The sequence below is a fragment of the Burkholderia sp. BDU5 genome (genome assembly GCF_001522845.1).
Lineage (GTDB): Bacteria > Pseudomonadota > Gammaproteobacteria > Burkholderiales > Burkholderiaceae > Burkholderia > Burkholderia mayonis.
The window spans coordinates 56,055-67,858 of sequence record NZ_LOWC01000012.1 but is presented as its reverse complement, the minus strand read 5'-3'; the positions used below and the strand labels follow the sequence as shown (position 1 = coordinate 67,858).

Genomic DNA, 11,804 nt, shown 5'->3' with positions numbered 1-11,804 from the left:
TCCGCACGACCGTCACGAGCAGCGCGCGGCGGCCGTCGCCGAGCCAGCGCGCGCCCGTCCTCAGCACTTCGAGATCCATGCTTTCCATGATCCGGTCCTTGCGACGTCCCGGCCGGCGGGAGACCCGGCCGCTCGATGGCGCGATTATGGCGCGTCCGGTGAAAGCGCGCAGGAGCGGCCGCGCGCGCAAAAAAAACGCTCCCGGAAGTCGGGAGCGCCTATTGCACGCGCCGGCGAGCCGCTCGAGCAGGCCCGCTGCGCGCGATACGCGGGAAGAAACGCGTCAGTGCTGCTCGGCGCCGTGCGCGAGCTTCGAATGACGGCGCGAGTACGCGAAGTACACGACGAGGCCGATCACGAGCCACGTCCCGAACGCGATCCACGTGACGGGCTGCAGGTTCAGCATCAGGAACAGGCAAGCGGCGACCGCGAGGATCGGCACCACCGGCACGCCCGGGCAGCGGAACGCGCGCGGCAGATCCGGGTGCGTGCGGCGCAGCACGAGCACCGCGATCGACACCATCGAGAACGCGGCGAGCGTGCCGATGTTGATCAACTCGGCGAGCACGTTGAGCGGAATCAGCGCGGCGATCAAGCCGAAGAACAGGCCGACGAGCCAGGTCGTCAGGAACGGCGTCGCGAAGCGCGGATGCACGCGCGACAGCGCGGCGGGCAGCAGGCCGTCGCGCGACATCGCGAAGATGATCCGGGTCTGGCCGTAGCTCATCACGAGAATCACGGTCAGCATGCCGACGACGGCGCCGAGGTCGATGAAGCCCGCGACCCACTTCTCGCCCGCGATTTGCAGCGCGTACGAGATCGGATGCGAGACGTTCGCGTACTGCGCCCACGGCACGATGCCCGTCGCGATGGCCGCGACCGCGACGTACAGGAACGCGCACACGCCGAGCGACGCGATGATGCCGATCGGCAGATCGCGCTTCGGATTCTTCACTTCCTCGGCCGCCGACGACACCGCGTCGAAGCCGATGAACGCGAAGAACATCACGGCCGCCGCGCCGAACACGCCGTTCCAGCCGTGCGGCATGAACGGCTTCCAGTTCGCGGGCGTCACGTGGAAGACGCCGACCGCGATCACGAGCAGCACGACCGCGACCTTGATGAACACCATGATGTTGTTTACGCGCGTCGATTCGCGGATGCCGATCGACAGCAGCGTCGTGATGATGATCATCACGAGGAACGCGGGCAGGTTGAAGTAGGTGACGACGCCCGGCAGCGCGCCCGGCGCGGCGGTGAGCGCCGCGGGCAGAGACACGCCGAAGCCCTGCAGCAGCGACTGCAGGTAGCCGGACCAGCCGACCGACACCGCGGACGCCGCGAGCCCATACTCGAGCATCAGATCCCAGCCGATGATCCACGCGACGAGCTCGCCGAGCGTCGCATATGAATACGTGTAGATCGAGCCGGCGACGGGGATCGTCGATGCGAATTCGGCATACGACAGCGCGGCGAGGCCGCACGCGATCGCCGCGACCACGAACGCCAGCATCAGCGCGGGGCCGGCCTGCACGGCGCCCGTGCCGGTCAGCACGAAGATGCCGGTGCCGATGATCGCGCCGATGCCGAGAAAGGTGAGGTCGACCGCGCCGAGCGCCTTCTTGAGGCCGGCCGCGTGCGCGCCGGCGATCATGCGGTCGACGTTTTTCTTGCGGAAAAGAGACATTGCGAAGAATTGCCGGAAACGCGAGGCGCACCGGAAAGTGGAAAATCCGCCATTTTAGCGGATGTGGCGCGCTTGCCCGTGCCGGACGATGCGCAATTGCGACGCGAGCCGCAAAAAAATCGTCCAATGAAAACAACCGCTTGCGCGCGGCGCGGCGCTGCGCCGCGTCGCGGGAGGCGTCGGCCGCGCGGGGAACGCGCGCCGCGCTACGCGCCGATTGCCGGGTTCATGTCGACGAGCCGGTTGCTCATCACGTAGAACGTCAGCTCCGCGTTGTTCGACAGCTTCATCTTCTCGAGGAGGCGGGTGCGGTAGACGCTGACCGTCTTCACCGACAGCGACAGCGCGTGCGCGATGTCGGTGAGCCGCTTGCCCGACGCGATCATGCAAAGCGTCTGGTACTCGCGGTCGGACAGCTTCTCATGCGGCAGCGGCTCGTTCTCGAACGACACATATTCGGCGAGCGCCTCGGCCATCGCCGGGCTCACATACTTGCGGCCGGCGGCGACCTGGCTGATCGCCGACACCATTTGCGCGGCGTTGACGGTCTTCGACAGATAGCCGGCCGCGCCCGCTTTCAGCGCACGCACGGCGAATTGATCTTCGCGGTACATCGAGAACATCAGCACCGGCATGCGCGGCAGCTTGCGCTTCAGGCGCTTGAGCACCTCGATCCCGTTCATGTCGGGCAACGAGATGTCGAGGAGGATCACGTCGAACGCGCTCCTGTCGGTGATCGCGAGCGCCTCGCTGCCGCACTCGGCTTCCATCACCTCGCGTGCGATGCCGCGGTCGATCAGCAGTTGACGGATGCCTTGGCGGACGATCGCGTGGTCGTCGACGAGCAGGATCTGCAGACTCATCGCGCCTCCTTGCGCATCCTGCGCGCGGCGGCCGGCGTATGCGCGGGGGCGACGAGCGCGGCCCACGCGAAGCGCGCGCAAAGCGCCGTGCCCGTGCCGCTCGAGCGCGGCGAAACGAGTTCGAGCGTGCCGCCGAGCGCTTCGCAGCGCGCGCGCATGCCGCCGAGCCCGTAGCCGCGGCGGCGCGTGGCCGGAATGCCCACGCCGTCGTCGGCGACGACGAGGGTCAGATGCGTGTCGTCGACGTCGATCCGCACGTCGGCGGCCGATGCGCGCGCATGCTTGGCAACGTTTGCGAGCGCTTCCTGCGCGACACGGAATACGGCGAGCGCGCCGTCGGCGGAAAGCTGCGTGACGCGCGCGTCGGCCGCGCAGACGAAGCTCGTGCGCAGGCCGGTGCGCGCGCCGTGCGCGCCGATCCACGCGGCGAGCGCGCCGACGAGCCCCGCTTCGAGCGCGGGTGTGCCGAGGCCGTCGATCAGGCGGCGGTTTGCGGCCGTCGCGGCGTCGAGCGCCTGCTGCGCGAGCGCGAGCGCGCGCCGGCATCCGTCGGGCACGTCGTCCGGCAGCCAGGTTTCGATGTTCGCAAGCGCGAAGCGTGCGGCGGTGAGGTCGGCCCCGAGGCCGTCGTGCAGCTCGCCCGCGAGATGGCGGCGCGCGGATTCGTCGGCGGCGACGAGTTCGGCGGACAGTTGCGCGACGCGCGCGCCGAGCCGCTCGGCGGCAGGCGGGCGCACGGCGGGACGGGAAACGAAAGGAATGCCGGCATCGGTCGCAAGGTCGCGCGACGACGAAGCTAGGGCGCTTGCACTCGACAGCGCAATAGACGGCGTATCCATGACTCTCCCTTTCTGTTCAGAAAGCTATTCAGACACCCACTGGAACGACTGCCAACCGACGCGATCGGCACGGCCAGCCGGGGCGGGGTCAGCAATATGCTTCGGAAACATTATTTACATTCTGTAACATTTTGCGTGGCGCTGTAACAGTGAATGGGACCGTTTTCACGCGCCGCGCATGATATCGCAGAATTATATGCAAAGTCATACTGGACGGACGCTTTAAGGTGCTCGCCGTGCCTCGGGGTGTTCCCGATGTAGGACAAACGCTGACAGACAACTTCAGCAACACAACGCGAACTTGTAACTATTTTGAGATACAAATATGACGTTTTGTAACCATGTTGCCAAAATCCGACACAAAAAAACCGGAGCGCCAGGCTTCGGTGGCTCCGGTTTTTGATGTGGATTAAGAAACGGGGTCAGTCGACGAACGCGCGCTCGATCACATAGTGGCCGGGGGCGCTGTTCTTGCCTTCGACGAGGCCCGCCTTCTTCAGCAGCTCGGTCGTGTCCTTCAGCATCGCGGTGCTGCCGCACAGCATGACGCGGTCGTGCTCGGGCGAGAACGGCGGAACGTCCAGATCCGTGAACAGCTTGCCGGACGAGATCAGGTCGGTGATCCGGCCTTCGTTCTCGAATTCCTCGCGCGTGACGGTCGGGTAGTAGACGAGCTTCTCGCGGATCACGTCGCCGAGGTATTCGTGGCCCGGCAGGTCGTGCTTGATGAAATCCATGTACGCGAGCTCGCCCTTCAGGCGGCACGTGTGCGTGAGGATCACCTTGTCGAAGCGGTCGTAGATGTCCGGATCGCGGATGATCGACATGAACGGCGCCAGGCCCGTGCCCGTCGACAGCAGCCATAGCGTCTTGCCGGGCAGCAGGTTGTCGGCGACGAGCGTGCCTGTCGGCTTCTTGCCGATCAGGACCGCATCGCCGACCTTCAGGTGTTGCAGCCGCGACGTCAGCGGGCCGTTCTGCACCTTGATGCTGAAGAACTCGAGGTGCTCTTCGTAGTTCGGGCTCACGATGCTGTATGCACGCGTGAGCGGCTTGCCGTCGACTTCCAGGCCGACCATCGTGAACTCGCCGTTGTTGAAGCGCAGGGCTTGTTCGCGGGTGCAAGTGAAGCTGAACAGCGTGTCGGTCCAGTGGTGGACGGACAGGACGGTAGCGGTGTCGAATTTGCTCATGGATTCGGAAACGATGCGGAAACCGAGGGACGGCCCGATCCGCGGACCGGCCGATGGCGCACGTCATTCGCACGCCTACCCGATAAAACAGACGAGTGAGAAACGCCGTATTTTACCGTGCCTTGGATGCTCGCGTGCTTGATCCCGGCAAACGCGCGGAAATCGCCGACAAACTTGCGTGCGTCTTTCGTCGATTCAGGCAGGCTTTTCGGGGCCGGTGCGCCGGGTGCGTCCGGTGCGGCGCGCGTTCGGGCGTCAGTCGAGCCGCAGCCGCGCGACGTACGGCAGATGATCGGACAGCCATGCGGTTTCGTCGCCGGGCGCGCGCCATTCGATCGGCGTCATCCCGCGCACGAACATCTTGTCGAGCGCGAGCGCGGGCGAGAACGCGGGAAACGTGCGGCCCGACGCGCCGAGCAGCGTCGCGACTTCGGACAGGCCAATCTCGCCGAAGAGCGGGATCGAGTCGTTGCGCCAGTCGTTGAAGTCGCCCGCGAGGACGAGCGGCCCCGTGCTCGCGTGGCGCTCGATCCAGTGCGCGATCCAGCTCATCTGCCGCAGCCGCGCGGCGCGCGTGAGCGCGAGGTGCGCGCACAGCAGCGTGACGGGCGCGCTGCCCGCGAGCGTCGCGCGCGCGACGAGGAGGCCGCGACGCTCGAAGCGGTGCGCGGAAATGTCCCAGCGGCCGCCGAGGTCGAGCGGATGCGGCGACAGGATCGCGTTGCCGTGCCGCCATGAAGGCTTGAACACGTTCGGCCCGAGTGCGATCTGCCAGTCGAGCGCGCGCGCGATCTCGGTCGCCTGGCAGTGCCAGACGTCGTCGACGGGCTCCGCCATCGGCCTGCCGAAGCCGGACGCGAGCATCGGGCGCGGCATGCGCCGCGCCATCGCTTCCTGCAGGAAATAGACGTCCGCGTGCGTCGATTCGACCCAGCTGCGCATCGCGTCCCACGCGGTGAAGCCGAGCGGCGAGCGGCCCTTGTGCAGATTCCAGCTGACCGCCGTGATCTCGTTCTCGGCAGGCTGCGGTTCGGCGAGCGGCAGGGTCTCGGGCACGTGCATGGTCGGTCAGTCCTCGACGACGTGCGCACGCACGCGATAGACGAGTTGCGGGCTGCGGTCGGCCAAGGTCCAGTCGGTCCACTGCGCGGCGCGTGCGTTCAGGCCCGGATGGCTTGCGACGATTCGCAGCGGCGGCGGGGACGTGCACGGCGCGCCGCCGGACGGCACCGCGCCGCCGTCGGCGAGCGTTTCCTGCGCGTCGATCGCGAGCGCGACCGCGTCGCCTTCGACGTACAGCGGCGCGACCGTGATCGTGCGCGACATTTCGGATGCGGGCGCGTCGGCGGCCGACGCGTTCGTCGTCGCGGCGCCGCAACTGGCCGCGGGCGCGACGGGAAAGCTGTGCGTGTCCGAGCGGGCTTGGCCGACGGTGGTCTTCTGCTCGAACGTGTCGATCGTCTGGCCGTCGCGCACCACCTGGATTTCCCAATCGATCACGGACTGCGGACCGCTCTGCGCATGCGCGGAGAGCGCGGCGCAGACAAGCGCGCCCGCGACGCCGGCTTCGAGCACGAATTTTCCGGCGCGGGCGAGCCGGGAGGCGGGACAGGCGGACATCTCACGCTTAAACAAATTCATCGAACTTCCGACCGCGCGGGTAATTGCTCGGTTCATCTTTCGCGCGCGGTGCCGTTATCGGGGACATCGACGAGGTGAGCGCAGCGCGCGGATTTTTCAAGCACCGGGCGGCGCGGCAAACGGGCGCGCCGCGGCGACGGCGCGGCAGCCGGCGCGAGTGGCGAACGCATCGGCTGACTCGTCGACGAGCGGCGCGATGCGCAAGGGCTGCGGACCGCGCCACGGAATGGCGACGGCGCGATGCGCGCACGCACGACGTGAATCTACGATCATACGCGCGGCGCGTGTCGCGTGCAGCGTCGCGAAGATGTTAGCAGCAGTCCCCGGCGGCTGCTCGCTTGCGCGGGATGTCGCGCTGGCTACACTGAAATCGAAGGAGTCTGAAAGACGGACGGCGGCAGCAAGGCGAGGTGTGCGATGACGACGGCGATGGTGAAACAGGAACTGGCGGTGGCGTCGTTCAGTACGGTCTACGATCTGGATCGAATCGAGACGGCGCTGAACGATCTGAACGAAGGCGCAAGCGACGCGCTGCGCGCGACTTACGAGAAGATGCTGAAGACGGGCAACCTGCGCTTTTGCGTGAAGCCGACGCGAATGCCCGCGTTCGATTCGCTCGCCGAGGAATTGCCGAACTTCGCCGAGCCGCTCGACGACGTGCGCAAGCAAGTGGCGCTTTGCCTCGAAACCGACGATCGCCTCGAATTGATGCCGATTCTGCTGCTCGGCGAGCCGGGCATCGGCAAGACGCATTTCGCGAAGGCGCTCGCGAAGATGCTCGGGACCGCTTACCACTACGTGCCGATGAGCTCGCTGACGGCGGGCTGGGTGCTGTCGGGCGCGTCGTCGCAGTGGAAGAACGCGAAGCCGGGCAAGGTGTTCGACGCGCTCGTCAACGGCTGCTACTCGAATCCCGTGATCGCGATCGACGAGATCGACAAGGCGGGCAGCGACGCGCAATACGATCCGCTCGGTGCGCTATACGCGCTGCTCGAGCACGACACCGCATGCGCGTTCATCGACGAATTCGCCGAGGTGCCGATCGACGCGGGCAACGTGATCTGGATCGCGACCGCGAACGACGCAAGCGCGATTCCCGAGCCGATCATGAACCGGATGAACGTGTACGAGATTGAGCCGCCCGACGCGCCGGGCGCGCGCCGCATCGCGCGGACGATCTACGGCGAGATCCGCGACGCGCACGCGTGGGGGCGTCGGTTTCCCGACGCGCTGGGCGACGACGCGCTCGACGTGCTCGCCGCGATGCCGCCCCGCACGATGCGCCGCGTGCTGCTGCACGCGTTCGGCGCGGCGCGGCTCGACGGGCGAGACGCGGTCGCGCCGCGCGACATCCGCACCGACGAAAGCACCGGGCGCCGCCGGCCGATCGGCTTTTGACGGCCGGCAGGCGCATACGCGTCGCGCGACGTACAATCGTAGGTCCTGCTTTCGAAGCGTGAGCGACGCGAATGACGATGGAGCGGATTGACTGTGTGGTGATCGGCGCCGGCATAGTCGGCCTTGCGATCGCGCGCGAGCTGGCCGCGCGCGGACGCGAGACGCTGATCCTGGAGGCGGCCGATGCGATCGGCACGGGCTCGAGCTCGCGCAACAGCGAAGTGATCCACGCGGGGCTCTACTATCCGCGCGGATCGTTGAAGGCGTCGCTGTGCGTGCACGGGCGCGACCTGCTGTACGACTTCTGCGAGACGCACAACGTGCCGCACCGGCGCTGCGGCAAGCTCATCGTCGCGACGTCGCCCGCGCAGGCGAAGCAACTGAAGGCGATCGCCGCGCGCGCGGAGGAAAACGGCGTGCTCGATCTGCTGTCGCTGTCGCGCGACGAAGTGCAGGCGCTCGAACCCGAGCTCGAGTGCCTCGAGGCGCTGTTCTCGCCGAGCACGGGCATCGTCGACAGCCATCAACTGATGCTCGCGCTCCTCGGCGACGCCGAGCGCGACGGCGCCGCGTGCGCGCTGCGCTCACCGGTCGAATCGATCGACGTGGGGGGCGGCTGCTTCGTCGTGCGCGTCGGCGGCGATACGCCGGCCGAGATCGAAGCCGCGTGCGTGATCAACAGCGCGGGGCTCGGTGCGCAAGCGCTCGCGAAGCGCATTCGCGGGCTCGATTCGCGCTGGGTGCCGCCGCTCTATCTCGCGCGCGGCAATTACTTCGGCCTGTCCGGGCGCGTGCCGTTCTCGCATCTCGTCTACCCGGTTCCGGATCGCGCCGGGCTCGGCGTGCATCTGACGCTCGATCTCGCCGGACAGGCGCGTTTCGGGCCCGACGTCGAATGGATCGACACGCTGCGCTACGACGTCGATCCGCGCCGCGCCGCCGCGTTCTACACATCGATCCGCGCGTATTGGCCAGGATTGCCCGACGACTCGCTGCAGCCGGCCTACGCGGGCATTCGTCCGAAGGTCGCGGGGCCCGGCGAGCCCACCGCCGATTTCGTGATCCAGGGCGTGGCGCAGCACGGCGTGCGCGGGCTCGTGAACCTGTTCGGCATCGAATCGCCCGGGCTCACCGCGGCGCTCGCGATCGCGCAGCGCGTCGGCGAAATGGCGGCGCGCACATAACCTCCGTAGGCGGTGCGCCGATTTCTTGTTTTCGATTGGCTTATCTTCGGAATTACCCGCGTCACATTCGGGCGCACGAGCGGTATGCTTGTGCGCTGCTGCCGCTAGAGCAGCGACAACCCACAATGTTGGAGCGAATTCCCATGAAAACGTCCCGCCGGAGTTTCCTGATCACGAGCGTCGGCGCCGTGTCGGCGCTCGCGCTCACGCGCGAAGCGTTCTCGGCCGATCTGCCGATGCTGTCCGAAACTGATCCGACCGCCGTCGCGCTCGGCTACAAGGCCGACGCCGCCAAGGTCGACAAGGCGAAGTTCCCGAAGTACGCGGCAGGCGAAGCCTGTTCGGGCTGCATGCTGTATCAGGGCAAGAAGGGCTCGGCGTCGGGCCCGTGCGGTGCGTTCCCCGGCAAGCAGGTGTCGGCGAAGGGCTGGTGCAACGCGTTCACGAAAATGGCGTGACGCGGCGCGCGGCGTCTTGCGGCGCCGCTTCGCATCGCACCGAAGCGAAAAACGCCCGCGGTCCGACGACAGCGGGCGTTTTTTTATTGCTTGAAATCGATTCCTTCGCTTTCTACACTCGCTCCACGGCCGTTGGCGCAGCGTCAGCTTGTTACGGCGCAGGCGCACGACGCACGACGCACGACGAAAGCACGACGACAGCGAGGGGCGAGGATGGCATCGATTGCGGCTTCGACGAAAACGGCGGGACATGCGCTGAACCGGCGCGCGGTGGTGGCGGCCGTGATCGGCAACGCGCTCGAGTGGTACGACTTCATCGTCTTCAGCTTCATGACGGTCGTGATCGCCGAGTTGTTCTTTCCGACCAGCAGCGAATATTAGTCGCTTCTCCTGACGACCGCGACGTTCGGCGTCGCCTTCTTCATGCGGCCGATCGGCAGCATCGTGCTCGGTCTCTACGCGGATCGAGCGGGGCGCAAGGCGGCGCTGTCGCTCGTGTCTGCTGATGACGCTCGGCATCTTCCTGATCGCGGTCGCGCCGCCCTATGCGCCGATTTCGATTGATCGCGGCTGCTCGCGGCGGCCGGCCTGCGCGGTCGACGCGCAACGCGTCGGCGCGAATGCGCGCCAAAAAAGATCGCGCAATCCGTAACACTCACGTATCGAACCCGATCCATCGCCGAAGATCGTTACGAAAAATCGAGGATGTAAGGGATAACGCTGATCGCGGCGAATCGCGCCGAATCGGCTCGACGGCGCGCGCGCCGCGCGCGGCCGAGCCACGCATTTCACGATGGCGCGCGCATGACGAATGGATTTTTCTCCGGCTTGTTCCTCTTACGAAAGCTCAAGTAATATCCGCCTACGCCGGCCTAGGCCGGCCTTGAACCGGAGACCTGGAGGAAACATGGAACATAATCGTCTGTTGCGCGCACTGCGTGTTACCGCCATCGCGGGCGTTGCAGCGGCATCTTTCGGCGTCGCGGGCTCTGCATTCGCACAGATCCCGAACAAAACGCTCGTCTACTGCTCAGAAGGCAGCCCGGCGGGTTTCGATTCCGCGCAATTCACGACGGGCGTCGATTTCACCGCGTCGACGTTTCCGCTCTACAACCGCCTCGTCGAGTTCGAGCGCGGCGGCACGAAGGTCGAGCCCGGCCTCGCCGAGACATGGGACATCTCGCCCGACGGCAAGGTCTACACGTTCCATCTGCGCCACGGCGTCAAATTCCATACGACCGATTTCTTCAAGCCGGCGCGCGAATTCGACGCGGACGACGTCGTGTTCACGTTCGAGCGGATGCTCGATGCGAACCAGCCATTCCGCAAGGCGTATCCGGTATCGTTCCCGTACTTCACCGACATGGGCCTCGACAAGCTGATCACGAAAGTCGAAAAACTCGATCCGTATACGGTCCGCTTCACGCTGAAGGAGCCGAACGCGCCGTTCATCCAGAACCTCGCGATGGAGTATGCGTCGATCCTGTCCGCCGAATACGCGGACCAGCTGATGAAGGCGGGCAAGGCGGCCGACATCAACCAGAAGCCGATCGGCACCGGTCCATTCATCTTCCGCAGCTACACGAAGGACGCGACGATTCGATTCGACGGCAATCCTGATTATTGGAAGAAGGGCGCGGTGAAGATCTCGAAGCTGATCTTCTCGATCACGCCCGACCCGGGCGTGCGCGTGCAGAAGATCAAGCGCAACGAGTGCCAGGTGATGAGCTATCCGCGGCCCGCCGATATCGCGACGCTGAAGGCCGATGCGAACGTCGACATGCCGTCGCTGCCGGGCTTCAATCTCGGCTACCTCGCGTACAACGTGCAGCACAAGCCGGTCGACAAGCTCGAGGTGCGCCAGGCGCTCGACATGGCGATCAACAAGAAGGCGATCATCGAGTCCGTCTATCAGGGCGCGGGGCAGGCGGCGAGCGCACCGATGCCGCCGACGCAATGGTCGTACGACAAGAACCTGAAGGCCGCGACTTACGACCCGGCGAAGGCGAAGGCGCTGCTCGCGAAGGCAGGCTATCCGAACGGCTTCCCCATCACGCTGTGGGCGATGCCCGTGCAGCGCCCTTACAACCCGAACGCGAAGCTGATGGCCGAGATGATCCAGGCCGACTGGGCGAAGATCGGCGTGCAGGCGAAGATCGTCACGTATGAGTGGGGCGAGTACATCAAGCGCGCGCACGCGGGCGAGCACGACACGATGCTGATCGGCTGGACCGGCGACAACGGCGACCCCGACAACTGGCTCGGCACGCTGCTCGGCTGCGAGGCGGTGAAGGGCAACAACTTCTCCGAGTGGTGCTACAAGCCGTTCGACGAGCTCGTTCAGAAGGGGCGCGTGACGACGTCGCAGGATGCTCGTACGAAGATTTACATGCAGGCGCAGCAAGTCTTCGCACAGCAGCTGCCGTTTTCGCCGATCGCGAACTCGACCGTCTATCAGCCGGCGCGCAAGAACGTCGCCGACATGCGGATCGAGCCGCTCGGCTATACGCGCTTCGACGGCGTCAGCGTGAAATAAGCGGC

General features: G+C 66.2%; 11 protein-coding genes and 1 pseudogene. 5 read left to right on the top strand and 7 right to left on the bottom strand.

Translation table 11 applies throughout. The annotated features are described in order from the left end of the window. From WS69_RS34455 to WS69_RS03170, 7 genes are all read right to left on the bottom strand, one after another. On the bottom strand, positions 1 to 190 hold a 190-nt coding region (locus WS69_RS34455; RefSeq protein WP_156437908.1), incomplete at its 3' end, for a hypothetical protein. Positions 191 to 283: 93 nt separating this feature from the next. Further along, positions 284 to 1,687 carry an amino acid permease gene (locus WS69_RS03195; RefSeq protein WP_059469369.1) on the bottom strand — a complete coding sequence of 468 codons (1,404 nt, stop codon included), beginning with the start codon at positions 1,685 to 1,687 and terminating at the stop codon, positions 284 to 286. A gap of 206 nt (positions 1,688 to 1,893) precedes the next feature. Further along, positions 1,894 to 2,550: a response regulator transcription factor RqpR gene (gene rqpR, locus WS69_RS03190; RefSeq protein WP_059469373.1), complete on the bottom strand. Its 657-nt coding sequence runs from the start codon at positions 2,548 to 2,550 to the stop codon at positions 1,894 to 1,896. Next, positions 2,547 to 3,389 (bottom strand): sensor histidine kinase, encoded by an 843-nt coding sequence (locus WS69_RS03185; RefSeq protein WP_059469368.1) that lies wholly within the window; start codon positions 3,387 to 3,389, stop codon positions 2,547 to 2,549. The genes rqpR and WS69_RS03185 overlap by 4 nt, the downstream gene beginning before the upstream one ends. Positions 3,390 to 3,811: 422 nt before the next feature. Further along, on the bottom strand, positions 3,812 to 4,582 hold the full coding sequence (locus tag WS69_RS03180; protein ID WP_059469367.1) for a ferredoxin--NADP reductase: 771 nt from the start codon (positions 4,580 to 4,582) through the stop codon (positions 3,812 to 3,814). Between the two features lie 255 nt (positions 4,583 to 4,837). Continuing rightward, positions 4,838 to 5,644 (bottom strand): endonuclease/exonuclease/phosphatase family protein, encoded by an 807-nt coding sequence (locus WS69_RS03175; protein WP_059469366.1) that lies wholly within the window; start codon positions 5,642 to 5,644, stop codon positions 4,838 to 4,840. Between the two features lie 6 nt (positions 5,645 to 5,650). Continuing rightward, on the bottom strand, positions 5,651 to 6,223 hold the full coding sequence (locus WS69_RS03170) for a hypothetical protein (RefSeq protein ID WP_059469365.1): 573 nt from the start codon (positions 6,221 to 6,223) through the stop codon (positions 5,651 to 5,653). Positions 6,224 to 6,640: 417 nt separating this feature from the next. Here WS69_RS03170 and WS69_RS03165 point away from each other — a divergent pair, with 417 nt between their 5' ends. The 5 genes and pseudogenes from WS69_RS03165 to WS69_RS03150 all read left to right on the top strand — a co-directional run bounded on the left by WS69_RS03165 (position 6,641) and on the right by WS69_RS03150 (position 11,799). Next, entirely contained in the window at positions 6,641 to 7,621 is a 981-nt protein-coding gene (locus WS69_RS03165) for an AAA family ATPase (protein WP_059469364.1), read from the top strand. A gap of 71 nt (positions 7,622 to 7,692) precedes the next feature. Continuing rightward, positions 7,693 to 8,805, top strand: a complete 1,113-nt coding sequence (locus tag WS69_RS03160) for an NAD(P)/FAD-dependent oxidoreductase (protein WP_059469363.1) — start codon at positions 7,693 to 7,695, stop codon at positions 8,803 to 8,805. A 143-nt stretch (positions 8,806 to 8,948) separates the two neighbouring features. Next, positions 8,949 to 9,263 (top strand): high-potential iron-sulfur protein, encoded by a 315-nt coding sequence (locus WS69_RS03155; RefSeq protein WP_059469362.1) that lies wholly within the window; start codon positions 8,949 to 8,951, stop codon positions 9,261 to 9,263. A gap of 213 nt (positions 9,264 to 9,476) precedes the next feature. Beyond that, positions 9,477 to 9,825, top strand: a pseudogene (locus tag WS69_RS29935) (MFS transporter); the annotation flags it as partial. A gap of 345 nt (positions 9,826 to 10,170) precedes the next feature. Beyond that, the gene (locus tag WS69_RS03150) at positions 10,171 to 11,799 is read left to right on the top strand and encodes an ABC transporter substrate-binding protein (RefSeq protein WP_059469361.1); all 1,629 of its coding nucleotides are present in this window, start codon (positions 10,171 to 10,173) and stop codon (positions 11,797 to 11,799) included. The last annotated feature ends 5 nt before the right edge of the window (positions 11,800 to 11,804 follow it).

What these genes read in the sequence shown, in the direction of transcription:
- rqpR (WP_059469373.1), bottom strand. Translation starts at nt 2,550, where the DNA reads ATGAGTCTGCAGATCCTGCTCGTCGACGACCACGCGATCGTCCGCCAA.
- WS69_RS03185 (WP_059469368.1), bottom strand. Translation starts at nt 3,389, where the DNA reads ATGGATACGCCGTCTATTGCGCTGTCGAGTGCAAGCGCCCTAGCTTCG.
- WS69_RS03195 (WP_059469369.1), bottom strand. Translation starts at nt 1,687, where the DNA reads ATGTCTCTTTTCCGCAAGAAAAACGTCGACCGCATGATCGCCGGCGCG.
- WS69_RS03155 (WP_059469362.1), top strand. Translation starts at nt 8,949, where the DNA reads ATGAAAACGTCCCGCCGGAGTTTCCTGATCACGAGCGTCGGCGCCGTG.
- WS69_RS03175 (WP_059469366.1), bottom strand. Translation starts at nt 5,644, where the DNA reads ATGCACGTGCCCGAGACCCTGCCGCTCGCCGAACCGCAGCCTGCCGAG.
- WS69_RS03170 (WP_059469365.1), bottom strand. Translation starts at nt 6,223, where the DNA reads ATGAATTTGTTTAAGCGTGAGATGTCCGCCTGTCCCGCCTCCCGGCTC.
- WS69_RS03180 (WP_059469367.1), bottom strand. Translation starts at nt 4,582, where the DNA reads ATGAGCAAATTCGACACCGCTACCGTCCTGTCCGTCCACCACTGGACC.
- WS69_RS03165 (WP_059469364.1), top strand. Translation starts at nt 6,641, where the DNA reads ATGACGACGGCGATGGTGAAACAGGAACTGGCGGTGGCGTCGTTCAGT.
- WS69_RS03160 (WP_059469363.1), top strand. Translation starts at nt 7,693, where the DNA reads ATGACGATGGAGCGGATTGACTGTGTGGTGATCGGCGCCGGCATAGTC.
- WS69_RS03150 (WP_059469361.1), top strand. Translation starts at nt 10,171, where the DNA reads ATGGAACATAATCGTCTGTTGCGCGCACTGCGTGTTACCGCCATCGCG.